This window comes from Paenibacillus sp. J22R56 (assembly GCF_056269375.1).
This window is the reverse complement of record NZ_JBWDNV010000001.1, coordinates 647,981-673,717: the sequence shown is the minus strand read 5'-3', so window position 1 is coordinate 673,717 and position 25,737 is coordinate 647,981. Positions and strand designations below refer to the sequence as shown.

Below are 25,737 nucleotides of genomic sequence, written 5' to 3'. Positions count from 1 at the left end.
GGCAGTAGATATAGGAGAGTGAGAACTATGATGTGGGCAGCACGGGCGGAAGAAGCGCAGCAGGCATTGGAGCAATTATATTGGAATCCTTCGATTAACATGTATGACATCGAGATCCCATGCCCGGATGGTGCTTGTAATACGATCTTTCATTATTGGTGGATGGCGCATGCCGTAGACGCCTTGGCAGATGGTCTTAACCGGACGGGCAGCGCAGCCTATCGAGAGCGGCTGGCTGCTTTTTACGAAGGGATCCTGCAGCGTAACGACGGCGCTTGGCCAAATGAGCTGTATGACGATATGGAATGGATGGCGATTGCTTGGCTCAGGGCTTATCAGGCAACCGGAGTAGAGAAGTATAAGGCAGCGACCCTCCTATTGTGGGACGATATCCAGACCGGATGGAATGATCATGTGGATGGAGGAATTGCTTGGCAGAAGTCGCAGCTAGATTATAAAAATACTCCTGCGAATGCACCAGCTGCTATTCTGGCAGCACGGCTGTACCAGGCGTTCGGCAGAGAAGAAGATCTGGCCTGGGCAAATAACATTTATAACTGGCTGAAGGCTAAGCTTGTTGATCCGGAGACCGGCTTTGTCTGGGATGGCATGAACCGTACCGGAGATGGCTCGATCGATAAAGACTGGAAATTCACGTACTGCCAAGGTGTCTTTATTGGCGCAGGCGTAGAATTGTACCGGATTACAGGTGACGCTAATTATTTGCAGGATGCTGAACGTACGGCACAGGCAGCTCGTAATGAACTGCTCAGTGACGGGTTATGGCCTGATGAAGGTAATGGAGACGGCGGTTTGTTTAAGGGGATACTCGTCCGTTATTTGGGAGAGCTTGCTGCCGTATCTGCGGATCGGGAGGAGCTTGGAGCTTTACTAGAGCAGCAAGGGCAGACGCTATGGCAAAATGGGGTCGATGCTTCGCGCAAAGTGTTCAGCACCTCTTGGGCCATTCCACCTGAGGAATGCGTCACGCTCAGCACGCAGCTTAGCGGCATTATGCTGCTGGAGCAGCTGGCAACGTTGGAGCGGCGCGGCTTGATCAACACGGAACAGACAGAGGAGGCACGCAAGTAATGACCGTACAAGTTAAGGTTGAATGGGCACAACGCGCGGCAATCTCTCAGGAAGACTTCAAGCGTTTGTTCTGGAACGAAGCTCGTGGTGTGATGGAGCAGGTGATTCCAGTTGGCGGCAAGTGCAATGATCCTTGGATTTATTGGTGGCATGCGCATGTTGTGGATGTGCTGGTCGATGCTCTTGAGCGCACAGACGCAAGTGAGGATGAAGTGCTGTTGGAGCGGGCGTTCCGCGGTGCAAAGAAGTGGAACGGCGATACGCTGCTGCATAACTACTATGATGATATGGAATGGATGGCACTGGCGCTGCTGCGTGCTTATCATAAGACAGGTAAGTCGTTCTATAAGGAAGGCGTACTTGAGCTTTGGGAAGATATTAAGACAGCCTGGAACGACAATATGGGCGGCGGCATGGCCTGGAAGAAGGATCAGCTGGATTACAAGAATACGCCTGCGAATGCTCCTGCTTCTATTCTGGCTGCACGAATCTACCAAATGGACCGCCGGGAAGAAGATTTGGAGTGGGCACAGCGCATCTATCAATTTAACAAGGAACGTCTTGTTGATCCGGAGACTGGCTTTGTCTGGGACGGCATGAACCGTCTGGGCGATGGCCAGATCGATTACGACTGGAAGTATACGTATTGCCAAGGTGTCTTTATTGGCGCGGGCATCGAGCTGTTCAACTGTACGGGAGATGAAAGCTATCTAGTTGATGCACAGAGAACTGCAGCAGCTACTGTACAGGAGCTTGTAGACCCAGACACGGGAATGCTGCCGCGTGAAGGTAATGATGATTGTGGTCTGTTCAAAGGGATCCTTATCCGTTATCTCGTTAATCTCATTCACATTCAGCCAGATTTATCGCTGCCATGGATCAATTTGATCCAACATAATGCAATTTCCTTATGGGAGCGCGGGCGTTCTGAGGCCGGATTGTTCAGTTTATCCTGGGCAGGAGAGCCGGAACCAGAGGTCCAGCTCAGCGGTCAGCTTAGTGGCGTGATGCTGTTTGAAGCGATGGCGGAGCTGGAAAGAACGGGCTTCCTGGATCCTAAGTAGAAGATGAGTGCTGTCGGTACTGCATTCGGAACTGCTTTGGGGTCTTGCCGGTACGCTTGTGAAAACAACGGACGAAATACGGGAAGGAACCAAAGCCAGTCTCCTCCGCAATAGTTCCAACAGGCTCATTCGTATGAATAAGCAGCCGCTTCGCTTGTTCGATCCGGAATTGGGTCACATAATCGAGTGGTGTGCAGCCAAACGTTCTTTTCATACATAAGGCGATATAATTCGGATGAAAATGCAGCTCCTCTGCCATCCGCTTATAGCTGAGCGGGTCGCGGTAAACTTTACGCAAGTAGAGGGCGGCTTCCTCCGCAAGCTGAAGATGAGAGCTTTGTGCCGCTTCTTCCTTACTATCCTCCTGAAGCCGGAGCAGAATAGCATGGAATTGCTGCTGCTCCTGCCAGCGGGAATTGCCGGAGGGATTCTGATACAGCTGAAGGAGCTCGCGGAATTGCTCTTCCGTGAGTCCAAGGCTTTGTACAGAGCCTGACTGCGGCAAATAGAAGGAGAAGTATTCGATAGGGGAATACAGATGCTCTTGCTCAGGCGGCAAGGGCTCTTTTTCATAGGAATCGTGTTGCCATTGTCCGGTTGTCTGGAAGTGCAGCCAATAGAAATGCGTTTCTTCCCTACAAGGGGAGACGGTGCGATGCTCCAAATCCGGGCGAAGGATGCCGAAGTGTCCGGCTGGCAGGGTGAGCTCATGCTCGCCTTCAGCCAGATACAGACAGCCGCTTGTCACAAACAAGAGGTCAAATACACCAATGCTGCTGCGGTCGGGATGTTTTCTGCCGATGCTGTAGGTATCTTGGCCAATTTGGATAAAGTGGGGCATAGGCGGACATTCAAAATGAAACATTATTGTTCTCCTCATATCGCGGAATTATGGTTCCAGTATAAGTAAATACAAGAGATTCGTAAATAAGCGGATTCTCCCTATTATGTTGTAATCGGATAAATAGTAGTTGCGATTGTCTATCCATCGGCAGACGGCTCTAGTGGTATATTCGAAGGAGTTGCAACAGAAAGGGAGGGAATCTAGCGATGAAGAGTGCATTTGAGGCTCTGCCGCTTGGCAGTATTCAGGCGGAAGGGTGGCTGTACAACCAGCTTCGGATTCAGGCAGATGGATTAACGGGGCATCTGGAGGAGCATTGGGCAGATGTAGGTCCTGATAACGGCTGGATTGGTGGAAACGGTGAAAGCTGGGAGCGTGGTCCGTATTATTTGGACGGATTACTGCCGCTTGCCTATATATTAAACGACGAGAAGCTGATCGCTAAGGCAGGCCGCTGGGTCGAGTGGGCACTGAACAGTCAGCAGGAGAATGGTATGTTCGGGCCGGCACGGATTGAGACTGTAAATAACGATATAGACAAGGAGCAGGACTGGTGGCACTACATGATCATGCTCAAGGTGATGATGCAGTATGAAGAAGCGACTAGTGATTCCCGGGTCATTCCTTTCCTGACGAAATTCACGGATTATGTGTCCGGACAGATCGAAGAGCACCCTTTGCGTGGATGGGCGAAAGCCCGTGGAGCGGAGTTGCTGCTCTGCCTAGTCTGGCTGTATAAGCGGACTAAGCAAGAAGAGCTGCTGAAGCTCGCTTCTATTGTGAAGGAACAGACAACGGATTGGACCGATATTTTTTATGATTTTCCGTTCTGGCGGAAGGTAGAACAGTGGGATTGGAGAACACATGTGGTGAATGTGGCCATGGGGCTCAAAACTCCCGGAGTCCTCTATGAACTGACGGAGGACAGCCATGAGCTGGAAGCAGTGTACCGCGGGATTGAAAGTCTGATGACCTACCACGGGCAAGCGCATGGTATGTTCTCTGGCGATGAATGGCTGTCGGGAACAGACCCAAGCCAAGGTGTTGAATTATGTGCGGTTGTTGAATATATGTACACGCTTGAGCAGCTGGCACGGATTTCCGGAGACGGCAAGTTTGCGGATGTGCTGGAAAAGGTGGCCTTTAACGCGCTGCCTGCCGCTATTTCGGCGGACTGGACTTCCCATCAATACGATCAGCAGGTGAATCAGATTATTTGTAATGTTGCACCACGCGCCTGGAGCAACGGTCCTTATGCCAATGTGTTTGGTCTAGAGCCGAATTTCGGCTGCTGCACAGCAAATATGCATCAAGGCTGGCCAAAGCTGGTCTCGCATCTATGGATGCAGGACAATGAAGGTGGACTGGCAGCGGTGTCATACGCTCCTTGTCTCGTACGTGCAACAGTTGCCGGAGATGTAAAAGCTGAGCTTCGTGTATCTGGAGAGTATCCTTTCCGGGAGCGGGTTAGAATCGATATCCAACTGGACCGTTTGGCGAACTTCTCTATGCAGCTGCGAATTCCGGGATGGTGCAGTTCCCCGACTATTATGGTGAACGGAGAAGAAATTACGGTTGCCATTAAGCAAGGATATGCTACAATTGACCGCGAATGGCGCATTGGTGATCGTGTGGAGCTCACACTGCCGATGGAAGCGAAAACGGTATCACGTAATCTATTTGCCGTGAGCGTGGAACGTGGCCCTCTCGTTTATGCGCTTCCTCTGGAGGAGAACTGGCAGCTGTTGCGGAAGCGCGAGCGATTCCATGACTACGAGCTGTACCCGGCTTCGCCATGGAAATACGGCTTGCTTGCGGATACCGAATTTAAGGTTGTCGTGAATAAAGGAGACCTGCCTTATCAGCCATTCTTGGCTGTGGATTCTCCTATTAAGCTGGAGGCGCAAGGCAAGCTGGTGCCAGATTGGCGGATGGAAGGCAATAACGCGGGAACTCCACCGCTTGCTCCAGCAACAGATGATCAGCCAGTAGTAGATCTCGAGCTTGTACCTTATGGCGGAGCCAAGCTTCGAATTGGGGAATTCCCGCTGATTGGTGAACGGAAGACATTTAGAATGAACAGCAGAGGAGAAGGGTGAAGACGATGAATCAAGCGAATGAAGGATTGTTTAATGGCGAACGTGCGATCTGGCTGCGTTCAGGACGATATGAAGCGGCGCTGCTTCCGGAGATTGGCGGTAATCTGATCGCATTCCGGGATGTAGAAGCGGAGCACCGTTTTCTGCATGAGCCAACAATGGAGGAGATGGAGAGCTTCAAGGCAAGGCCGATGATCCATGGTATTCCTGTGCTTTTCCCACCGAATCGTTATGAGGACGGCAAATTCCCTTGGGCTGGGAAGACGCTTCAGTTCGCTGTAAATGAGCCTGCAACGGGCAATCATCTGCATGGTTTTCTCTATCAAACACCATGGCAGGTAGATGACTATGGTTCTACGAAAACAGAAAGCTACGTTGTTGTATCCGTTCAAGTGGATGAGCAGCATCCTTCTTATGAAAGCTTCCCGTTCAACTACACGATCCAGCTTCGTTACTCATTAAGCGAGAACGGTCTGCTTCAGCAGGTTACGGTCCGCAATGATGGGCAATCGGATATGCCATGCCTTCTTGCTTTCCATACCTCGGTGAATGCACCATTCGTGCCGGGAGGACAAGCTCAGGATTACCGCATTCATATGACAATCGGCGAGCGCTGGGAACTGGATGAGCGGATGCTTCCTACAAAGGAATATCAGCCGCTGAAGGAAGAAGAGCTCCAAATGCAAGGCGAAGGCGTGTATCCATTCTTCGAAGCAATGGATAATCATTACACGTCTCGCTCGCAGAACGGACGTAACCGGATGGAGCTTACGGATACCAAGGCGAATATCAAGCTTGTCTATGATGTAGGAACCTCCTACAAGCAGTGGATGATCTGGAACAATAACGCAACAGAAGGCTTCTTCTGTCCGGAACCACAGATCAATCTGGTGAACGCTCCTAATGTGGATCTGCCTGCAGATGAGATCGGCCTCCTGAGCCTAGCTCCTGGGGAGATCTTTGAAGAATCCAGCAGACTTTATGTGATCAAAGGCTAGTCTTATATATCGAAGTGGACTGTCCCATAAGCCGTTGGCTTATGGGACAGTCTTTTTTCGTACAGCCATCTTGTTGTATATCAACTATAAATGGAACTTAATAGGAGGGTGATGCGTTATTATGTTAAGTACTAGATGCGCTAATGAATCCTCATAACGCTATTTGCCCGAACTAGAGGCGGTTGAATCTGTAACGAATTCTCATATCGCTATTGTCCTTTAAACCGCTCAATTTTGCCTCCAAACATCCAAATAACACTGTGAGGATTCGTTATAATTGTAAAGCTACTAGTTTTTGATAAATAAGAATCTGACGATTCGTTAGCGGGACGGAAGGTGTGAATGGAGTGCTGATCTACAATACTAACGAGAAAAAGGAAGTGGTTTTGCTGAGAAGCCTTTTTACTATATTGTTCATATCACTTTTTACCGCACTCTCTATGACAGGCTGCACGGATCCCTATCAGAAAATACACATGGATAGTCCTGCAATTATATACGGTAATAAATTTAATCAAGAGACTAGGTTTACTATGGATGGGCATTATGATAAGCGGAACTATAGTTTCATGGGTACACTAACGTTAGGAGACAATATCAAGCTCGAAAATGTTATGATCACGAACGGATTCAGTTTAAGATTTTACGAAGGCGCAACACGAACTTCTGTAGGTCAGGGATTTTTTGATCATAAAAGTTTAAGATTATCCTTTGAGGTAACAGACCCTGTGATTTATAAGCTTATAACTTCAGAAAGCTATGATGGCGTATCTGAACTGGTTGTCAGCTCTCCTGCTAGTACTATAGAAGAGGCGAAACAAGTAGCCGAAGAGCTAAAACAACTAAAAGCTCCATATGAAAAATAAAAAGGGCTGTCCATAAGTCATAAAGATGATTTACGGGACAACCCTCATTCTATGTCAGGCTTTTTACGTTGGATTCTCTCCAGCAGGAGCAGGCTCTAGCTAAAAAGATTAACAGCTACATTGGATTTCATCCAGTAGATTTCACGGTAAAAGGTTATATCATTCAAATAGAGCTAATTCTACTGTATTAAATCCATCGCAGCTTAATCTGTCGCTCATTTGCAATGAATTATACTGGATATAATCCAGCATAGCTCTATCCTGGCTAGTTGTTGAAGGCCTTGGCGGAGCAAATAAGTCATCCTATACGTAAGTCAAGCTGTCCAAAATTTCCTTCACACTAAGCTCAGCGCAAGCCATGGACGTATCGGCTACGCCATAATACATCTTCACGACATCGCCCTCGACTAATGCGCCGCAGGAGAACACAACGTCTCCGAAAAATCCGTTCTTCTCATAGTCGGTTTCCGGCTCCATGATTGGTTGATTGGAGCGGGCGATGACTTTGGACGGGTCGTTCAGATCCAGCAGCAGAGCGCCCATGCAGTAGCGGTGATCCAGCGATGCGCCGTGGTATTACTCGAGCCAGCCTTTTTCAGTGCGGAACGGTACAGCCCCGCAGCCCAAGATTCCGACTGATATTTCTATTGTAAGCTTTGATAATGGACAGCTTTCCACACTAGCCACACCAAAAACAACCACAATGGGTGTAGACCTTGGGTTATTCGGGAAAACGGCTATCCGGCAGCTCTTCTGGCGGATGAAGCAGCCGGATGCACCACATATGGAGCTGCTGCTGCCGACAACACTTATTGAACGTGAATCAACTTCGGCCCCGCGTGCTTAACTTAATGAACGGATGTTTTTGTGCGAACATGCCGCGTTTGAATTGGCTAACACCCCAAGCCAGACAAACGCGGCTGATTTTTATTTTATCATCCAATAAATCTGTAACAAAAAATAAATTATATTTTGTTACAATTAAACTGGACAAATCAGGCAGATCGCGCTAATCTTATTGTAAGAAAGTTATCAGATAAGAGGAAGAAGGGACTTTGCGTTGTTAGAATTAACGATAGACGAGCCCGATCGTCTCGTAAAGGTCGCGCATGCTCTCAGTACACATACAAGAATCGGCATCATAAAGCTGCTGCTCGCCAAACCGAATTTAAACATTATCGAAATTGCCGAAGCACTTCATATTCCGGTCTCCACAGCGGCGACCAATGTGAAGGTGCTTGAGGAAGCGGAGCTGATCTTAACCGAACTGCAGCCGGCTTCACGCGGAGCGATGAAAGTTTGCAGCCGTAATTTCGATGATGTGCGCATGATACTTAATCCAATTGCCTTTTACCAGAATACGAGCAAAGCCGTTGAAGTCGAAATGCCGATTGGCCATTTCATTAACTTTGATATCCTACCGACCTGCGGAATGGCAAATACGACAGGTATGCTGTTTACGGAGGACGAGCCGGATAACTTCTATCATCCGGACAGCCGGACAGCAGAGATTATCTGGTTCCGCAAGGGCTGGATCGAATACCGGTTTCCGAAGAAGGTTCCGGCAGGTGCGAAGGTAAAGTCAATCGAGTTCTCGCTCGAATTATGCTCGGAAGCGCCGAACTATAATAATGACTGGCCTTCTGAAATTACAGTCTGGGTGAATGATGTAGAGGTAGGCTCCTGGATTTCGCCGGGCGATTTCGGAGATCATCGGGGCAAGCTGAATCCGCCATGGTGGAATGATTCCAGCACCCAGCATGGTCTGCTTAAGACATGGGCAGTGGACGAAAGCCGCAGTACGGTCGACAACGATAAAAGCTCTTTGACCACACTCCGTGATTTGAATCTGGATCAGAAGCCATATATCACTTTCCGTATTGGTTTGAAGCAGGACGCTAAACATCAAGGTGGTATGAATTTGTTTGGTAAATCATTTGGCGATTATGCGCAGGGCATCATCATGCGAATGCAATACGAATAAATGGGATAGATTGTCCAATTGTTTCAGATGTTTTGTGGGAACACAGGCATCTGGAACTTTTTTGTTGAATGATACAGATTTATTGAAAGAAAGCGTTGACATTATGATTGAGCAATTGTATATTTTGTTTATAAACAAATAAGTTGTAACAAATTAAAAAATATGTCGGTTTAATCGAGCCTGTTTTAAGGAACGCTAGCGGGGGCCGATCGGATTGTACATACGGATCAAAACTTATCTGTTTAGGGGTTAGGGGTTACGGGGAATCGTTCATTCATTATGAAGGGGGAAGTAACAAATGGCGACTTGGAAAAACGGTAAAGTATGGATGGCCGCAATGCTTTGCCTCATTATCGTGCTGGCAGGCTGCAGTTCCAATAACGGTGGCAGCAAGGAAAACACGAACAACAGTAAAAACAACAGCAATGCAGCAGCAGAGCAGGATTCTGCGAATACGGGTGCAACAAACGCAGCTACGGATGGCGGTGCTGATGCGAAGTCCAGTATCGAATTTATGGGCTGGGGCGGCGATACGGAGAAGGCTGTATTCCAAAAGCTGATCGATGCTTATATGAAGAAGTACCCGAACAAAAAGGTGAAGTACACGGTTGTTCCACCAGGAGAATACTATCAAAAGCTTGATACGTTGATTGCAGCGAAGAAAACGCCGGATGTATTCTATGCAGGCGGCGCGAACTTTAACAAGCTCGTAAGCAGCGGCGTTCTGAAAAACCTGCAGACGATGCTGGATTCTAGCAGCCTGGTTGATCAAACCAATGTATGGCCGGCGGCGCTGGACCGTTATCGTTATGACGGCACAACAACAGGCCAAGGCGATATTTATGGCTTGCCGAAAGACGTTGGTCCATGGTCGTTTGCTTATAACAAAGATTTGTTCGACAAAGCAGGTCTTCCTTATCCAAGTGCCAAAGCAGGCGAGTACACTTGGGACGATATGATTGCTGATGCGAAGAAACTGACCGTTGCTAATGATCGCGGTAAAATTGATACCTTTGGTGTTGCTGGTTACTCCACTGAATCTGCTGTATGGGCAAATGGCGGCGACTGGACAGACGGCAAAGGAACAATCACTATCGACACTCCTGAATTTGCACAAGCAATGCAATTTGTCGCTGACCTTAGTCTTGTTAATAAAGTAAGTCCTTCCCCGGATGACGAAAAAGCGCAAAATGGCTATGCACGTTTCGTAGCTGGTAAAATCGCGATGTTCCCAATGGGACCATGGGATCAGCCAGGCTTCTGGGATCTGCCATTCAACTGGGATATCGCAGCATGGCCAGCTAGCCCGAACACAGGTAAAACAGCAACATGGCTTGGATCGCTTGGTTTTGTTGTATCGGACAAAACAGAGTTCCCTGACGATGCATTCCGCCTTGCTGCTTACCTCAGCCTTGATCAAGAATCACAAAAACAAAACTATGAGCTTGGTCAAGCGGTACCAAACTTGATGGATATGGCAAAAGGCGAGTTCCTGCAAATGGACAAAAAACCAGAGAGCCGCCAAGTATTCCTTGATATTATTTCCGATTACGGCCGTCCTCCAATCGAGAACAGCTCGAAAAACACGAAATGGCTTGATACGTTCTGGCAGGATGCAAGCGTTGTCTGGAACGGCAAGCAAAGCGCAGCTGAATTTGTGAAAGCTGAGCAGCCGAAGCTTCAAAAGCTGTACGACGAAAGCAATAAGTAAAGCAGGTTGAACTTGCTGAGGCAGTGGGGCAAAGATGATCATTCATCGTCTTTGCCCTTCTCACCTTCGGCCAGGGAGGATTAATAATGAAGAATACAAAAGTCGGATACCGGCGCAAAGAAATGATCTGGTCTCTTATATTCGTTATGCCGCCCGTGCTCGGGTTTCTGATCTTTGGGCTGGCACCGCTGCTCACTTCGTTTGGGCTTAGCTTTATGTCCTGGGATATGCTGACGCCATCGAAGTTTGTCGGGGCTGATAATTTCAACTATATGTTTAATGACGAGAAGTTCTATAAGTCATTGTACAACACGTTCTTCCTGCTTCTTGGCATCCCGGTTGGCATGGTTATTTCGATGATTCTTGCTATCATGATGAACCGCAAGCTTTCAGGGATCTCGATTTTCAGGACGATCTATTATATCCCAGTCATCTCACCTATTATTGCCGTTTCACTCTTGTGGCAGTGGATGCTGAACTATGATTACGGTCTGGTTAACGAGTTTATTTGGAAAATATTCGGAACACAGGGGCCGAACTGGCTGGGCGATCCGAATTGGGTAAAACCATCCTTCATTATTATGGGATTATGGGGCGGTGTAGGCGGCACAATGGTGCTGTATCTAGCCGGTCTCCAGGGTATTTCTTCTACCTATTACGAGGCAGCAGAAGTTGACGGGGCTACCCGTTGGCATCAATTCAAGCATATTACGCTTCCACTTTTGTCGCCGATTCATTTCTACGTTGTTGTTATGGGTATTATCGGTACCTTCCAATCGTTTAGTCAGATGTACATACTGGCTGCTGATGGAGGTCCTGAATACAGCGGTGCGACAATTGTTTATTACATTTTCCAAGAAGCGTTCAAATATTTCAACATGGGTTATGCAAGCTCGGTAGCCTGGGTGCTTGGCATCCTTATATTTATCATTACTTTGGTACAATTCCGCTTGTCCAAGCGGTGGGTGTATCAGGATTAGGAGGCCCCTACGCTATGGCCAATCAACGCCGTCTTATAGATACAATTATTTTCGTGCTGCTGCTTGCGGGATCCGTTATTATGCTGGGCCCTCTTGCATGGACAGTATCGACTTCGCTTAAAACACAGAAGCACGTGTTTGATGTTCCGCCGCAATGGATTCCTAATCCGTCAACTTGGCTCAACTATAAGGATGTTTGGTCGAAGGCACCTCTCTTATATGGGTTTATGAACAGTGCCATCGTCGTAGTATGCGTACTGACTGTCGGCTTGTTTGTGGCAGCAATGGCCGCATATGCGTTCTCCAAGTTTGAATTTCCATTCAAGGAATGGATCTTTATGGCTCTGCTCGGAACAATGATGATCCCGTATTCAGTCGTTATGATTCCGCAGTATATCGGCTTCTCCGAGCTGGGCTGGGTCGATACGCTTGCCCCTCTGATCGTACCGGGCTTATTCGGTAATATCGTAACGATCTTCTTCTTCCGGCAGTTTATGCAGGGGGCTATCCCAAACGATCTGATTGATGCGGCCAAAATCGACGGCTGCGGATATTTCCGTACCTTTACAACGGTTGCGCTGCCAATCGCGAAGCCCGCAATTGCCGCGCAGGCAGCACTTGGTTTTATGGGTATCTGGAATGACTTTATGGGTCCGCTTATTTACTTGCATACGCCAGAGCGTCAAACGATTCAGGTGCTTATCGCAAGCATGCAGTCCAACTATATCTCCACCTCGAACTACCCGTCTCTGATGGCGGCATCGGTTGTTGCTCTTGTGCCGGTTGTTATCGTGTTCTTTATGGCGCAGCGCTACTTTATTGAATCGATGGCAATCAGCGGCATTAAGGGGTAATTACATGAGCGCATCGCAAATGAAACGATCCTTGATCGGCATTAGCATCGCGGTTGTACTGGCAGCAGGAGGAGGGGGGATATGGATGATGACGCAGAAGCAGGATCAAGATCAAGTGAAGGTTAGAGAGACCGTAACCATGGACCGCTCCTATCAGAATCCCATGACACTCGACCAGGAATGGGAGGATTACGGTATTGGTGATCCTTATGTGCTCCGGTACAACGGCAAATATTATCTGTACTGCAGCACCAAAGATTGGCGGGTTGGCATAAAAGCCTGGAGCTCCGATGACTTGGTCAATTGGAGCTATGAAGGGCTGGTAACGGAAGATCCTCTCACTGAAGGTGCTTATGCACCAGAGGTAGTCTATTGGAACGGCTCCTTCTATATGTACACCTCACCTGCGGGGAAAGGGCATTATGTACTGCGCAGCGACAGTCCAACAGGACCATTCACTGTGGAGACTGAGAATCTCGGCCTGACCATAGACGGCTCCGTCTTCATCGATGATGATGCCAAATGGTATTTTACCCATGCGGAATCCGGTGGGATTATGGCCAGCAGTATGAGTGACCCTTATACGATGGATGCGGGTGACAAGCTGAATACTTCCCTTGGGCATTGGACGGAAGGCTCGATGATTATTAAGCGAAACGGTACTTATTTTATGACTTATACCGGCAACCATGTATTCTCCAAGGGTTACCGTGTGAACTACGCGGTGGGACATGAGTCGCCAAACGGCCTTTATATGATACCTGACAATAATCCTATTATTATTTCAACAGAAAAAGATTTTAACGGACTTGGCCACAGTGCGACTGTACTTGGCCCTGATATGGACTCTTATTACATCGTTTATCACAATTTGGCAGGCAAATCGGCTGAAGGGCCGCCAGTCAGAAAGCTCAATATGGATCGGCTGACGTTCAACGGCGATAAAATGTCGGTGGTTGGTCCCACGCATGGCATGCCTGCTCCAGCTCCAGCGCTTCCGGCCTTTCGGGATTCGCTTGGCGATAATCCGGAGACAGAGCAGTGGGAATCGGTGAAAGTTTCCGGAGCAGATGCAGCTTGGTTGACCAAGACGTCGACGGAAGACCGGTTTACTGCGGAGTACAACGTAGTCTTGGACAAAGGGCAGGCTTCAATGGCAGCTGGTGAATTAGAAACGATCTTCTCCTATACCGATGAAGACAATTACCGCAGTGTTCGCATTGATCCAGGCAGCCAATCGATTGCCTTACGGGATACAGCAGCAGATGAGGTGCTGCAGCAGGCAGCATTACCTGAAGGCATGGACTTTGCCAAGCTGCATACGGTTCGGGTAGAAGCAGATCAGAAAGGTACGATAGTGTATTGGGACGGATTATTGCTTATCGACAATAAGCAACTGACGGCGAAAGCTGGACGGATCGGTTATGCCTGGAAAGGCGGACTTACGCCGGAGCTTCATTACACAGCATTCGCCAATGAAGCGGGCGGCAGCAGCGACAATAAAGCGATTAAGCAAGTGCCAGGTACGATGGAGGCAGTTCATGCAACATCGATTGGTGAGGAAGGTATTACGATTCATCAAGAAGGTACACCAGACGGCAGCTATTCGGCTGAGCTCACTGGCCATGATGCTGAGCTTTCCTTCCCAGTAAATGTACGCGCGGATGGTGACTATACCATCGCAGCGATGGTATCCGATGCTTCAGTTGGCTCGACACTTGAGGTCGAGGCGGGTGGTGTGAAACGGTCTGTGAAGCTGAAGGCGGAGGCATTCGTAACGGAGGATGACTCTTCAGAATGGATGAAGGTTCCGCTTGGTCAATTCTCATTAAAGCAAGGACTGCAGTGGCTGACCGTCACGAACGGGAAAGGGAGTCCAAACATCCGGTTCATAGAAACGAGTGAAGCAGCTATATCCAAAGGGAAGCAGGAGGTCAGCTTTGGCCTAGATTCAACCTTTGGAGATTGGCAGGAAGATAACGGGACGACTGGACTGCTGCTGGACGGCAATAATGCCATGATCTTCGGCGGAGATACCCGCTGGACGGACATGGAGGTTGGTGTCGAGGTTACACAAACTGATACAGCGGAAGGTGAAGCTTCGATCCTGCTGCGGACAACGATGGAATCTTCATTCCGTGATCAGGTAGCTGATTCTTTCATCGGTTATGAGCTGGCTCTGCGTAACGGCAGAATCATCCTGCGAAAAATCAGCTATGAAGTGAATCAGGAGCTGACTTCGGGTGTGCTGGAGCTTACGAACGGCAAAGCCAGAGCACTTAGAATCAAACTGGACGGCGCCAAGATCAGCGTGTATGACGGTAAGCAGAAGGAGCCGCTGCTGGAATGGACGGACCGGAACGCATTTCTGCATGGCAGGGTAGGTCTAAGAACAAGCTCGTCAGGCTGGCTGTTCAGCAATATGACAGTAACATCTGATAATTAAATTTTTTCATAAATAATTTCATAAATACAACGCAGCAATATAAAAGCGTGACAGGGAGCAGAGAAGCTGTATGACAACAAAAATGTATATCAAAAATTACCCACGGCCGCAATTCGTTCGCGAGCAATGGGTTGATCTAAACGGGGAATGGAATTTTGCCTTTGATGACGCGAATACCGGCGAGTTGCCCACTGCATTCACTGGTGATTTGAAAATCAATGTACCATTTACTTACGAAACACAGGCTAGCGGGATTGGTGACGAAAGTCATCATCCTTATGTTTGGTACAACCGTACCTTAGATATTCCGGCAGATGTGGAAGGCTCAAGAGTGCTGCTGCATTTCCAGGCCGTTGACTACATCGCGAAAATATGGATTAACGGCTCCTACGTTGGCTCCCATCAAGGCGGCTATGCGGCATTTTCCTTTGATATTACGCCGTATATCACAGTTGGAGGAGCGAATCAGCTCACGGTAAAAGTAGAAGACAGCATGGATGCTACACAGCCACGCGGCAAGCAGCGCTGGGTGAAGGATAACTTTGAATGCTTTTATGTACAGACAACGGGAATCTGGCAGTCGGTATGGATGGAATTTGTAGCGCCCGTCCGTGTAGACTCCGTTAAGATGACGCCGGATATTGATTCTCGTACGGTTCGTTTTGAATATCAGGTAGAAGGTGACTTCTCGCAGTCTGACATTCGTCTTGAGACGATCATCAGCCTGAAGGGCAAGCCAGTAAAGCGGATGAGCCTAAGCATCGACCGCCCTTGGCTGCAGCTGGATGCCGATCTGGTTCATGAAATGAACGGACCTTGGATGCATAGCCATTGGTCGCCGCAGCATCCGAATTTGTACGATGTTGAATTTATATTGTACAAGGATGACACCAAGCTGGACCACGTCTATTCGTACTTTGGCATGAGAAAGATTTCAATCGATAAAGGACGTATTTTGCTTAATAATGCGCCTTTGTATCAGCGTCTTATTCTGGATCAGGGCTATTGGCCGGAAAGCCATCTGACGCCTCCATCGGAGGAAGCGCTGATAGAGGATATTGATCTCATTATAGCGATGGGCTACAACGGTGTCCGTAAGCATATGAAGGTAGAAGACGCACGCTTCCTGTACTGGTGTGATGTTAAAGGCCTGCTTGTTTGGTCAGAGATGGCTGCGACCTTTGAATTTAATGACAACGCCGTTCATAAGTTCACCAATGAGTGGATGGAGGTTGTACGTCAGCAGTACAATCATCCTTCTATCATCACTTGGGTACCGTTTAATGAATCCTGGGGTGTCATGAACATTAAGAAGGACAAGAAGCAGCAGAAGTTTACCGAAGCCATCTATCATCTGACGAAAAGCTTTGATCCATACCGTCCGGTTATTACGAATGACGGCTGGGAGCATACCGTATCGGATATTCTAACGCTCCATGATTATGTGGAGACAAAGGAAGAGTTCGAGAAGCGTTACAGCAATAAGGATGAGCTTCTGAACAATGAGATATCATTCAACCACTGGAAATATGCTTTTGCAGATGGGTATGAATATAAAGGACAGCCGGTTATCGTAAGCGAGTTTGGCGGTATCGCCTTCCAGACGGAAGCAGGCTGGGGATACGGCAATCAGGTCGCATCCGATGATGCATTCCTGAATCGGTTCCGTAATATCCATCAGGCGATTAAGGACCAGGATTACATCGTAGGCTATTGCTATACCCAAGTAACCGATGTTCAGCAGGAGGTTAATGGTCTCTTGACTGCAGATCGCAAACCAAAGATCCCGCTAGAAAAAATCCGGGAAGTTAATATGATCTAGTGTGATACAAAAGCCAAAAGGCCTTGCAGGTACAATACCTGCAAGGCCTTTTTTGTTTAACTGTTATTTGCTTGATGCAACCTGCTTATCATCGTCCTCCGATTTAACTACTTTCTTATCCCATTCCGGAAGAGAAGCGACATATTCGTCAGACATACTAATCAGTCTGTGTGCTCTCGTATACGTGTCCTCTGTATCCTGCGGAGTTGTTATAGGGCCGCCTGCTAGTGGATAAGTGATTCCATCTGCATAACCAGAGCCTGGTACAAATGCACCTAGATCCGAGATAAACGAACCGGAAGGCAGATAATAACGTTGAGGCAAGATGTTGCTTGTATGATTCAGCAGATCCTGTCCGAAGTGGACTTGATCTTTAATGGATACGCCCATCAGGTTAGATACAGTCGGGAAAATATCCGATTGTCCGCCAACTTGATTAAACACTTGATGCTGCTCATTAGGCACAGACATAATAAACGGGATGTTCATCATATCAGGCAGTGTATAATCACGGCCGTAAATTTCTTTCATCAGCTTTTTCTCATCGTTGTTGAGCGAGTAGATCGGCAAGCCTTGATGATCGCCATACAAGACGATAACGCTGTTATCCCAAACGCCGTTTTTCTTCAGCTCGTCAATAAATTGGCCAAGCGCGTAGTCAGCGTAGTTTTGAGATTCGATATAATCGCCAACAAGTGTATCTTTATAACGCTCCGGAAGTTCCATTTTATATTTGCTCTCAGGAATACGGAATGGATGATGGCCGGACATGGAAATAAGCTGCACATAGAACGGCTGGCCAGTTTGCTGCATACGAGCGAGCTCATCGGCTGATTTGGCATACAGCACTTCATCAGAAGGGCCAAAAGCAACAGGATCTTCTTTGCCAAAGAAGGTGTCATCATAATATTTGTCCCAGCCAATCGCCTTATACAGCTGATCGCGATTCCAGAACATAACATTATTTGTATGGAAGGATGCAGTCTGATAGCCGTTAGCGGAGAAAGCCTTCGGCATGCTTGGCAGTTCTTTATCCGCATAAACCTCAGAGGCAGCTCCATTTGGCGGAACATAAAGCGATGTATTCACGACGAACTCGGCATCAGCCGTATTACCTTGGCCAACCTGCTGGAAGAAATGCGGGAAGTAGAAATGATCAGCAGCCAGCTTATTCATATTCGGAGTAATTTCTTTGCCGTCGATTTTTAAGTTAATCAAGAAATTCTGGAATGCTTCAAGCTGAATGATAATGACATTTTTCCCTTTGGCAGCTTCCCAATAGGCAGGCTGTGCGGGCTGTGCGCTTCCTTTTTCCTGTTCAACCATCGCAGGTGTGACTTCTTCTGCATTGATCGGTAAGTCTTTAGATGGAGCAAATGTTGCATAGATCTCGTAGTTCAGGATCCCCATGTTTTTCGCTTGCTGGAACTCATTCATATCTTGGCGATAAGGAATAATAGCTGTGGCACAAGCTGCAACCGCAAGCACTTGTCCAGCGACGAACCAGGTCCGTTTTCCTTTCACTGACAAGGTGCGGCTCCAAGCACGGAAACGTTTTTTGCTGGCAAACAGGATGAACAGAACGACAATGTCGGTGAAGATAAACAGGAAATACGGATCCATCAGCGAGAATACGCTGCTGTTCACTTCTCCTACCTGATTGACTTGACGCAATTCATGATAAGTTACAATAACGCCGAAATACTTGTAGTACATAATAACGGCAAAATAAATAGCAGTTAAGATGAGATCACTTATTAAATAAGTCATGAACTTCTTCCGATAAGCGAAGGACTCGATTAAGCAGAAAATAAATCCAATAGATGAAATGCCGGTAAGCAGCATTTTGATAATATCTCCGGTCCCGCCATCAAATACGATGATCCAGACGATAAGCATTTTTAAAATCATGATGATGGAAAAGACCATAAACGGCTTATTAAGAAGCGCCTTCCATCCCGTCTCGTTACTCAAAACCAATCGTCTCCCTTTTCCTTAATGTAATAACTAAGGGTAAGCTTTATAACATGAACGGCTGCATCGGTGATGTACCGTAAACAGCACGCAACTTGCTTCTTATTAGATAGCTTTGTTAATTTCCTAACTTACATGCATCGCAACAAACGAAAAAGTGCTGCGGGGTGTTTGACGGTAAAGCATCAACCTCCGAGCACGGTGTAGAAAATCTTTAATATGACAAATGAATTAAGCTAGTAATTATTACTTAACTACTATAATTCATTGCTATTATGAAAAGCAAGATGACGACAAGCCACCCCAGCAATTGCATTGGAAGGGTATATTAATCTATCAATTATTTAACAACGAAATCTTATCTTGCCATAGTGAGAATTAGCGTTATGATGAAGGTAGATATAACATTTATATAAATTTTAGGTACTGCTGTGTTTAACACAAAAGGGAATCGCATAAAATGGAGTAATACACTAATATTCCCGCAAACGGGAGGTACCTATGCGAAATACAGGTTGGAAAATTACGGCAGTAGCAGTGCTTCTTGCTGCTTCAATTGGTTTGAACATGAAATCCGATCTGTTCTCTGTGTTTGCGTCAGCCTCAGAAAGAGGCGGCACGATTGATCAGCTTGAAGAGGAGCTGGCATCGCAATTTCAAAGCAGGTCCGAACATTTTACACTGCAATATAAAGGAGACAAGCACAAGCTTTCTGACGGCTTGCAGAATACGATAAATTTGGCGCTGGCACAGGATGATTACACAGCGTACATTCTCGACTCCTATTTGTATACAATCCGCAGCTGGGGGAATCTGTCGACGATTAAGCTGGAAGCCAGATATCGCGAGACAACGGAGCAAACGGCCGTTGTTGACGAGATAGTGACGAAAGCGATCGCCCAGATTATTACCCCGGGAATGAATGAGCATCAGAAAGTAAAAGCCATTCACGACTGGATCATTGAAAAGCTGCAGTATGATGAAACGCTGAAGCATTATACTGCCTATGACGCATTAACGACAGGAACGGCTGTATGTCAAGGTTATTCACTACTGGCTTACAAAATGCTAAAAGCTGTCGGAATTCCGGTTTTGATTGCAGAAGGCAAAGTAAAAACAGGTGACCATGCTTGGAATATGGTGCAGTTGAATGGCGATTGGTACCATCTGGATTTAACATGGGATGATCCTATTGTTAAGCAGGCTGGTACAGAGACGCAGGCCGCATCCACTATCAGCTACAATTATTATTTGAAGACAGATGATGAGATGCATGTCGATCATCAATGGGTGAAAACCTATCCAACGGCGAACCATTCGTATAGTGAAGAGCTGAAAAAGCTTGAGAGCACAGACAGCGCTAAAGCCGCGGTGTATGAGAAGCTCAAAACCGCAATTGGTCTTCAATGGACGGAGCCTGAGCATACTGTAGCAAGCCTTGTTGAGCTCGAACAAGACATTCGTGAGGCGGTTATGGAACAGCAGACAAGTATGCATTTCCGCTATCTCCATGGCTCACAGCTGGCTGCTGATCTGACGGCTGCCTTCAAGGCAGCGCATGTATCGGTACGATACTCCGCTCGTTACGAGCCATACAGCAATGATGGTTCGATGCTGGTTCAGATTCAGTTAGATTATCAATAGTAAAAAAGAGCCGTATCCCTAGCGTTTGCTGAGGATACGGCTCTTTGGTTAAGATGCTTATTGCTGTTCACGGTTCCGGGCCGCAGTCATTTGCTGCCAGACTGATCCAGCAGCCTCCTCGCCGCGCTCAATCCGCTCCAGCGCAATCTGAGCTTGCAGCTGAATCTCGAATTCAGCGTCCTTTGCCGCCTCACGAAGAGCCTCCACGGCGCTTTCATCACCGGCTTCATACAAAAAGCGTGCGGCGCGCCACCGGACAAGCTTGTTTGGATCACGAAGCGCTTCAATCATCGGGCCGGTAGCAGCAGGGTCGCCCCAGTCGGACAGCGTGTCTCCTGCTGTACGGCGCACAGATACGGATTTGTCACGCAGCGCTTCGAACAAGTATGGCATTGCCTCTGGCGTGCGAAGATCGCCAAGGTAGACAACAGCAAGTCGGCGGATCGACATATTCTCGTCATGCAGTGCTCTTGCGATCAGCGGCAGCAGCTCCGGCTCCGGTGACATCCGCTCAAGCGCGGCATAGCGGATTTGCCATTCCGGCGAATCCAGCCGCTCTGAGATTTCAACTGCGGACAGTGGTGCCGGTCTTGCTGGAGCGAGAGCTTCTTCGCCCGGACCTTGCACCTGAGCTGCTGCGATCAATTCCTGAAGCCTCTCAGGTGTATATGCTGCTTCGAGCTCCTTGACGATCTCGGCAGCGATCTCTTCCAGCTCGCCATAACGGACACCAAACTCCTCGAGCTTCCGTTCGCGGATCATGGATGCACCAGCCGCTTCGGTTACAGCGTCGGTGAACTTCTGCGGCAGTGCAGAGCGTGCTTCACGCTCGCCCGTCTTCACGCGCACCTGCATCGGAATTCCCCGATACATTTGCACAAGCACATGTGCTTCGCCGTAGCTCTCAGCAGCAAGTGCGGCTCCACCTGCGGTGTCGCCGTCAGCCCCGCTGAGCAGCAGTGCTCTTGCATCGGCGAGAATACGCGCCCAGTCCGCATTCGATACGCGGTCGAGGGCAATGAAATCGGCTGTGCGGAAGATGCTGCGCACGCCATCTATGGCAAGAAGTGAGCGGAGCGGCTCTGGGGCGGACTCTGCTTCTTTTTTCGTAAAGGATTGTCTAACACCACGCGGCAGCGACTCGTCCATATTCAGCTTCATGGAATTTGGACTTGGTGTTGGTTCTATAGAAATAAGTTTCATCTTAATTATGCCCTCCTGTTCACTAACTCGATATTATAATCATAGTGTACATGAAAAAAACCGCTTGTGCGAATAGGCCTAATCATAAAGTAGTCAGCCTTGAGGCAGTTGCCTCGGCATCCTCAACTTGGTATCTTTAAGGTACAGGACATGACAAATGGGAGGGATGAACGGTTGAGGCAGCAGAAATTTACGAATAGCGAGCCAGTTCGGCAGCATAATTCCATGAAGCAATTGCAACGTTGGCGGTTAGAGCGGCAAGAACGTCTTCGTAAAGTGAAAACGAAAGATTATTCCTATTCCGTTCCTAACGTAAAGCCGGATTTGGAATTCCTGCATCATAATAAAAAAGAGCCCGCCTTAACGTGGGTGGGGCATTCTTCTTTCCTTATTCAGTTAGCTGGCAAAAACATCATGACCGACCCGGTCTGGGCGGGGCAGATGGCTTTTCAGCGAAGATTAACACCGCCGGGCATACCGATAGATGATGTGCCGCCTGTTGATCTCATTCTTATTTCTCATTCCCATTATGATCATCTTCATATTCAATCGCTGCGCCGGCTTCAAGGCCGTAAGCAGCTTCTTGTACCCGCCGGCCTTCGTTCGAAGCTTAGGCTGAAAGGTTTTACAAACGTAAGAGAACTGCACTGGTGGGAATCCGTTGTGATAAATGGGATTCGTATTACCTTTGTACCTTCCCAGCACTGGACCCGCCGTAATCTTTGGGACACGAACAGCTCCCACTGGGGAGGCTGGATTCTAGAATCGGTGGAGAAGGACTCTTCAGATCCAACCATCTATTTTGCCGGGGACAGCGGTTATTTTCCAGGCTTTAAGGAGATTGGCCGACGGTTCCAGATAGATATCGCACTGATGCCGATTGGTGCTTATGAACCGGAGTGGTTCATGGGGGATCAGCATGTAACGCCGGAGGAAGCGCTGCAGGCGTTCGAAGATACCGGAGCCGAGTGGTTTGTGCCGATGCATTACGGCGCCTTCAAGCTTGCCGATGATACACCTCGTGAGGCACTTGACCGACTGGAGCGGGACCGGGTTAAACGAGGAATCGATGAGAAGAAGGTTATGGTGCTTCCGCATGGGGAGACATGGCGCTGCCCGAAACGGAGCGAAAAATAACAAACGAGAACAAGAGTAAGCCAAATAAGCGCAATGACGGACAAAGTCCCTCAAGCTATACTTAATATATACATGGATATAATTGATTACCTTATGGGTAATCATTCATTTTAGGAGGAACTAGAGAACATGAGTCAACCAATCCGTCTTGGCATTATTGGTGCAGGAGCTATAGGTAAAGTTCATCTGGAAACATTCGCAAAGGTAGGTGCAGAGTCGGTATATGTAGCTGCGATTACGGACGCATATTTGCCGCTTGCGGTACAAAGAGCAGAGGAGCACGGGATTAAGACTGTTCATGTGAATCCGCAGGCACTGCTGGAGGATCCGGCAATCGATGCAGTTGTTATCGGTGTTCCGAACCAATTCCATGCTCCACTCGCAATCGAAGCACTGAAGCAGGGCAAGCATGTCTTGCTCGAGAAACCGATGGCTATTGATGCTGAAGCTGCCCGTACGATCTACGAAGCACAGAAGGCTTCTGGGAAAATACTAATGATGGCACAACAAATGCGCTGGACCGGTATTAACCGTGCGATTAAAGCGCGGGTTGTGAATGGTGATCTCGGCCATGTGTATAATGTCAAGACCGGCTGGATCCGTAAAAAAGGCATCCCAGGCTGGGGCTCCTGGTTCACTCGCAAAGATATGGCAGGCGGCGGTCCACTTATCGATATCGGCGTTCATATGCTTGACCTTTCGTTGTACCTAATGGGGAATCCAAAGCCAGTATCCGTATACGGCTCCACTTATGCTGAGTTTGGACCGGAACGTCGTGGTATTGGCACTTGGGGTACACCTAACTGGGAGGGCTATTACGATGTAGAAGACCTTGCAACAGCACTTATTAAGCTGGATAACGGAGCGACGCTGTCGCTTGATGTGAGCTGGGCTGCTCATGCGGCAGGTATGAGCCAAGACCCGTACATCCATTTGATGGGCAAAGAAGGCGGCGCTGCGCTTGTTGGCAATGACGGCAAATTTGTGACCCATGCAGGCGACGAGGTTGTTGAGAGCAATATCGAGCCGCTGGAAGGCGAAGAGGACCGCGTATTATTGAGCAAACATTTCATCGAATGTATCAACGAAGGAAAAGAGCCAATCTCTTCTGCGCTCTCGGGCTACACAAACAGCCGTATTCTGGATGCGATCTATGAATCATCCCGTACAGGCAATGAAGTAAAGCTGAACTGGGAGTAATAGGAACATGACATGGGCTGCCCCACAAGGAGAGCCCTGCAAAACGAATACAGTATCTGTAATAAGCAACCCAGTACCGCACCGGTACTGGGTTTGTTGTATTGTCGCTGAACCGAGCGTTTAATCTCTTTGGCCGCATGCTCAACAGCCTCATGGCCAAACCTGTTTTCGGTCGTTTCGGACACCCCTTTTAAATTGCACATCGCCCCTGAAGAAATTTCAATATATTGTAACCGCTGCGGATGAGAATCATTATTGACATTTTTCTTCCCAATACGTAATATTGAGCGTGGAAAGTTTTTTGATAACGATTCTCATTTATTTGGGGTGGATTTATGAAGTTTAAATTAACTGTTCTCATTTTCTTTTGCATGCTTCTATTGCCATCCGGTGTATTCGCAGATCAAGCATCTGATGCATTAACGGACGCTAATAATCATGTTGTAAAGGCTGCAGAATCGGCCAAGCAAAATGATTTTGTTCTTGCCAAGCAGCAATATGACCAATTTAACAAGAGCTGGTACGTCTTTGAACAGGATATAAAATCCAAATCTAAAGGCGCCTATCGCAGTATTGAAGAAACAATGGGCGAAGTTCAATATGCCTTTGCCAAGAATCCGATTTCTAAAGATCAAGTCGTTCAAAGCCTTAACAAACTAATAAGCATCAATCAAAAAGTTAAAACTGACGATTTATCTTCCTTTACAGAGCCTGTCTCATCCGGTGATGCAACGATTGAAGACATCCTTCAACTGCTCGACCAAGCGAATACGGCTCTAGCCCAAAATGATGTGGAGACGGCGAAAGCCAAGATCGAGGCGTTTCGTAATTCATGGCTGGATGTCGAGGGCATCGTACTCACGCAGTCCTCTAAAATTTATGGGGATGCGGAACGGGATATGGTCTCCTCGTACGCCTTGCTTACTTCAAATCCTCCCCAAATCGCGAAGTCTGAACAGATACTGAAGGACATGAGCGAATATCTAGCGCCGCTGGCAGCTAAAACCGGTTACGGGATAATCGATGTCATCACGATCCTGCTTCGCGAAGGACTTGAAGCACTCTTGGTAATCGTCGCTCTTCTTGGATTTTTAAAGAAATCAGGCCATGGGGAGAAAAAGAACTGGATTTGGTATGGTCTAGGGGCAGGAGCACTGGTTAGCGTTATTCTAGGCATCGTTGTCCAGCAACTGTTCGCTAAGGGCACATTTGGCAATAATAACTTTTTGATTGCTGGCTGTACCGGACTATTTGCTGCGGTCATGCTTATTTATATGAGCTATTGGCTGCACAGCAAATCAAGCCTTTCCAATTGGCGAGCCTATATCGATGGCAAAAGCACCAAGGCACTTGCTTCCGGAAGCCTATGGTCGCTTGCCATTCTTTCCTTTCTTGCCGTCTTCCGAGAGGGAACGGAAACGGTGCTTTTCTTTATCGGTATGGCTTCCTCCATTAGCCTGATCAGTTTATTATCGGGTATTGCAATCGGGCTGTTGATTTTGATTATTGTTGCCTTCTTGATCATAAAAGTTGGCGTGAAAGTTCCAATGAGACCCTTTTTCCTCATCTCCAGCATTCTAGTATTTTACTTATGCTTCAAGTTTCTTGGCATGGGAATCCACGGACTGCAATTAGCAGGCGTATTGAAAGCTACGCACTCCGACAGTCTCCCGGTGGCCGATGTATTTGGCCTGTATCCAACTTGGGAAAATATCATTCCGCAAGGTATCCTTCTGCTGGCTGCAATCCTTGTAGTTGTTTTTAAACGGATACAAGAGTTAAAGATTCAACAGCAGACAAAAATAAATCATATTTAATC

The 25,737-nt window shown here is 47.8% G+C and carries 19 protein-coding genes and 1 pseudogene; 16 read left to right on the top strand and 4 right to left on the bottom strand.

The genetic code is table 11. The features are described 5' to 3' along the window. Positions 1-27 precede the first annotated feature (27 nt). Positions 28-1,092 (top strand): glycoside hydrolase family 76 protein, encoded by a 1,065-nt coding sequence (locus tag AC0YNT_RS02960; protein WP_475803249.1) that lies wholly within the window; start codon positions 28-30, stop codon positions 1,090-1,092. Then, the gene (locus tag AC0YNT_RS02955) at positions 1,092-2,156 is read left to right on the top strand and encodes a glycoside hydrolase family 76 protein (RefSeq protein WP_475803248.1); all 1,065 of its coding nucleotides are present in this window, start codon (positions 1,092-1,094) and stop codon (positions 2,154-2,156) included. Before AC0YNT_RS02960 ends, AC0YNT_RS02955 begins: the two co-directional genes overlap by 1 nt. Here the strand turns inward: AC0YNT_RS02955 and AC0YNT_RS02950 are convergent. Further along, complete coding sequence (locus tag AC0YNT_RS02950; protein WP_475803247.1) at positions 2,149-3,021, bottom strand: helix-turn-helix transcriptional regulator; 873 nt, start codon at positions 3,019-3,021, stop codon at positions 2,149-2,151. The genes AC0YNT_RS02955 and AC0YNT_RS02950 overlap by 8 nt on opposite strands. Positions 3,022-3,206: 185 nt before the next feature. On the opposite strand from AC0YNT_RS02950, the gene AC0YNT_RS02945 reads away from it, so the two are divergent. The 3 genes from AC0YNT_RS02945 to AC0YNT_RS02935 all read left to right on the top strand — a co-directional run bounded on the left by AC0YNT_RS02945 (position 3,207) and on the right by AC0YNT_RS02935 (position 6,963). Continuing rightward, a complete protein-coding gene (locus AC0YNT_RS02945) occupies positions 3,207-5,099 on the top strand; it encodes a beta-L-arabinofuranosidase domain-containing protein (protein WP_475803246.1) in 1,893 nt (630 codons plus the stop codon). A gap of 5 nt (positions 5,100-5,104) precedes the next feature. Further along, positions 5,105-6,097 (top strand): aldose epimerase family protein, encoded by a 993-nt coding sequence (locus AC0YNT_RS02940; protein ID WP_475803245.1) that lies wholly within the window; start codon positions 5,105-5,107, stop codon positions 6,095-6,097. A 347-nt stretch (positions 6,098-6,444) separates the two neighbouring features. Further along, positions 6,445-6,963: a hypothetical protein gene (locus tag AC0YNT_RS02935; protein WP_475803244.1), complete on the top strand. Its 519-nt coding sequence runs from the start codon at positions 6,445-6,447 to the stop codon at positions 6,961-6,963. Positions 6,964-7,266: 303 nt separating this feature from the next. Here the strand turns inward: AC0YNT_RS02935 and AC0YNT_RS02930 are convergent. Then, positions 7,267-7,596: pseudogene (locus AC0YNT_RS02930) on the bottom strand (glycoside hydrolase family 130 protein); the annotation flags it as partial. Here AC0YNT_RS02930 and AC0YNT_RS02925 point away from each other — a divergent pair. From AC0YNT_RS02925 to AC0YNT_RS02895, 7 genes are all read left to right on the top strand, one after another. Beyond that, positions 7,562-7,810 carry a substrate-binding domain-containing protein gene (locus AC0YNT_RS02925; RefSeq protein WP_475803243.1) on the top strand — a complete coding sequence of 83 codons (249 nt, stop codon included), beginning with the start codon at positions 7,562-7,564 and terminating at the stop codon, positions 7,808-7,810. The pseudogene AC0YNT_RS02930 and the gene AC0YNT_RS02925 overlap by 35 nt on opposite strands. A 213-nt stretch (positions 7,811-8,023) precedes the next feature. After that, entirely contained in the window at positions 8,024-8,947 is a 924-nt protein-coding gene (locus AC0YNT_RS02920) for an ArsR/SmtB family transcription factor (RefSeq protein ID WP_167279408.1), read from the top strand. Positions 8,948-9,245: 298 nt separating this feature from the next. Continuing rightward, positions 9,246-10,658: an ABC transporter substrate-binding protein gene (locus AC0YNT_RS02915; RefSeq protein ID WP_475803242.1), complete on the top strand. Its 1,413-nt coding sequence runs from the start codon at positions 9,246-9,248 to the stop codon at positions 10,656-10,658. A gap of 86 nt (positions 10,659-10,744) precedes the next feature. Next, positions 10,745-11,638 carry a carbohydrate ABC transporter permease gene (locus tag AC0YNT_RS02910; RefSeq protein ID WP_167279410.1) on the top strand — a complete coding sequence of 298 codons (894 nt, stop codon included), beginning with the start codon at positions 10,745-10,747 and terminating at the stop codon, positions 11,636-11,638. Between the two features lie 14 nt (positions 11,639-11,652). After that, entirely contained in the window at positions 11,653-12,492 is an 840-nt protein-coding gene (locus AC0YNT_RS02905; protein ID WP_167279411.1) for a carbohydrate ABC transporter permease, read from the top strand. Between the two features lie 4 nt (positions 12,493-12,496). Continuing rightward, positions 12,497-14,938: a glycoside hydrolase family 43 protein gene (locus AC0YNT_RS02900; RefSeq protein WP_475803241.1), complete on the top strand. Its 2,442-nt coding sequence runs from the start codon at positions 12,497-12,499 to the stop codon at positions 14,936-14,938. 70 nt (positions 14,939-15,008) lie between these two features. Then, positions 15,009-16,760 (top strand): glycoside hydrolase family 2 protein, encoded by a 1,752-nt coding sequence (locus tag AC0YNT_RS02895; RefSeq protein WP_475803240.1) that lies wholly within the window; start codon positions 15,009-15,011, stop codon positions 16,758-16,760. A gap of 63 nt (positions 16,761-16,823) precedes the next feature. Here AC0YNT_RS02895 and AC0YNT_RS02890 read toward each other — a convergent pair whose 3' ends face one another. After that, positions 16,824-18,689 (bottom strand): LTA synthase family protein, encoded by a 1,866-nt coding sequence (locus tag AC0YNT_RS02890; RefSeq protein WP_475803416.1) that lies wholly within the window; start codon positions 18,687-18,689, stop codon positions 16,824-16,826. A 546-nt stretch (positions 18,690-19,235) separates the two neighbouring features. Between AC0YNT_RS02890 and AC0YNT_RS02885 the strand changes: the two genes are divergently transcribed. Next, positions 19,236-20,378, top strand: coding sequence for a transglutaminase domain-containing protein (locus AC0YNT_RS02885; protein WP_475803239.1), 1,143 nt, complete (start codon positions 19,236-19,238; stop codon positions 20,376-20,378). 57 nt (positions 20,379-20,435) lie between these two features. On the opposite strand, the gene AC0YNT_RS02880 is transcribed toward AC0YNT_RS02885, so the two are convergent. Further along, on the bottom strand, positions 20,436-21,581 hold the full coding sequence (locus tag AC0YNT_RS02880; protein ID WP_475803238.1) for a virulence factor: 1,146 nt from the start codon (positions 21,579-21,581) through the stop codon (positions 20,436-20,438). A gap of 174 nt (positions 21,582-21,755) precedes the next feature. Between AC0YNT_RS02880 and AC0YNT_RS02875 the strand changes: the two genes are divergently transcribed. The 3 genes from AC0YNT_RS02875 to AC0YNT_RS02865 all read left to right on the top strand — a co-directional run bounded on the left by AC0YNT_RS02875 (position 21,756) and on the right by AC0YNT_RS02865 (position 25,735). Continuing rightward, positions 21,756-22,718, top strand: a complete 963-nt coding sequence (locus AC0YNT_RS02875) for an MBL fold metallo-hydrolase (RefSeq protein WP_475803237.1) — start codon at positions 21,756-21,758, stop codon at positions 22,716-22,718. A gap of 129 nt (positions 22,719-22,847) precedes the next feature. Continuing rightward, the gene (locus tag AC0YNT_RS02870) at positions 22,848-23,918 is read left to right on the top strand and encodes a Gfo/Idh/MocA family protein (RefSeq protein WP_475803236.1); all 1,071 of its coding nucleotides are present in this window, start codon (positions 22,848-22,850) and stop codon (positions 23,916-23,918) included. Positions 23,919-24,253: 335 nt separating this feature from the next. Next, the gene (locus tag AC0YNT_RS02865; RefSeq protein WP_475803235.1) at positions 24,254-25,735 is read left to right on the top strand and encodes an FTR1 family iron permease; all 1,482 of its coding nucleotides are present in this window, start codon (positions 24,254-24,256) and stop codon (positions 25,733-25,735) included. Positions 25,736-25,737: the final 2 nt, after the last annotated feature.

What these genes read in the sequence shown, in the direction of transcription:
- AC0YNT_RS02910 (WP_167279410.1), top strand. Translation starts at nt 10,745, where the DNA reads ATGAAGAATACAAAAGTCGGATACCGGCGCAAAGAAATGATCTGGTCT.
- AC0YNT_RS02870 (WP_475803236.1), top strand. Translation starts at nt 22,848, where the DNA reads ATGAGTCAACCAATCCGTCTTGGCATTATTGGTGCAGGAGCTATAGGT.
- AC0YNT_RS02945 (WP_475803246.1), top strand. Translation starts at nt 3,207, where the DNA reads ATGAAGAGTGCATTTGAGGCTCTGCCGCTTGGCAGTATTCAGGCGGAA.
- AC0YNT_RS02885 (WP_475803239.1), top strand. Translation starts at nt 19,236, where the DNA reads ATGCGAAATACAGGTTGGAAAATTACGGCAGTAGCAGTGCTTCTTGCT.
- AC0YNT_RS02955 (WP_475803248.1), top strand. Translation starts at nt 1,092, where the DNA reads ATGACCGTACAAGTTAAGGTTGAATGGGCACAACGCGCGGCAATCTCT.
- AC0YNT_RS02890 (WP_475803416.1), bottom strand. Translation starts at nt 18,689, where the DNA reads ATGGTCTTTTCCATCATCATGATTTTAAAAATGCTTATCGTCTGGATC.
- AC0YNT_RS02880 (WP_475803238.1), bottom strand. Translation starts at nt 21,581, where the DNA reads ATGAAACTTATTTCTATAGAACCAACACCAAGTCCAAATTCCATGAAG.
- AC0YNT_RS02950 (WP_475803247.1), bottom strand. Translation starts at nt 3,021, where the DNA reads ATGTTTCATTTTGAATGTCCGCCTATGCCCCACTTTATCCAAATTGGC.
- AC0YNT_RS02915 (WP_475803242.1), top strand. Translation starts at nt 9,246, where the DNA reads ATGGCGACTTGGAAAAACGGTAAAGTATGGATGGCCGCAATGCTTTGC.
- AC0YNT_RS02895 (WP_475803240.1), top strand. Translation starts at nt 15,009, where the DNA reads ATGACAACAAAAATGTATATCAAAAATTACCCACGGCCGCAATTCGTT.
- AC0YNT_RS02940 (WP_475803245.1), top strand. Translation starts at nt 5,105, where the DNA reads ATGAATCAAGCGAATGAAGGATTGTTTAATGGCGAACGTGCGATCTGG.
- AC0YNT_RS02960 (WP_475803249.1), top strand. Translation starts at nt 28, where the DNA reads ATGATGTGGGCAGCACGGGCGGAAGAAGCGCAGCAGGCATTGGAGCAA.
- AC0YNT_RS02905 (WP_167279411.1), top strand. Translation starts at nt 11,653, where the DNA reads ATGGCCAATCAACGCCGTCTTATAGATACAATTATTTTCGTGCTGCTG.
- AC0YNT_RS02900 (WP_475803241.1), top strand. Translation starts at nt 12,497, where the DNA reads ATGAGCGCATCGCAAATGAAACGATCCTTGATCGGCATTAGCATCGCG.
- AC0YNT_RS02865 (WP_475803235.1), top strand. Translation starts at nt 24,254, where the DNA reads ATGAAGTTTAAATTAACTGTTCTCATTTTCTTTTGCATGCTTCTATTG.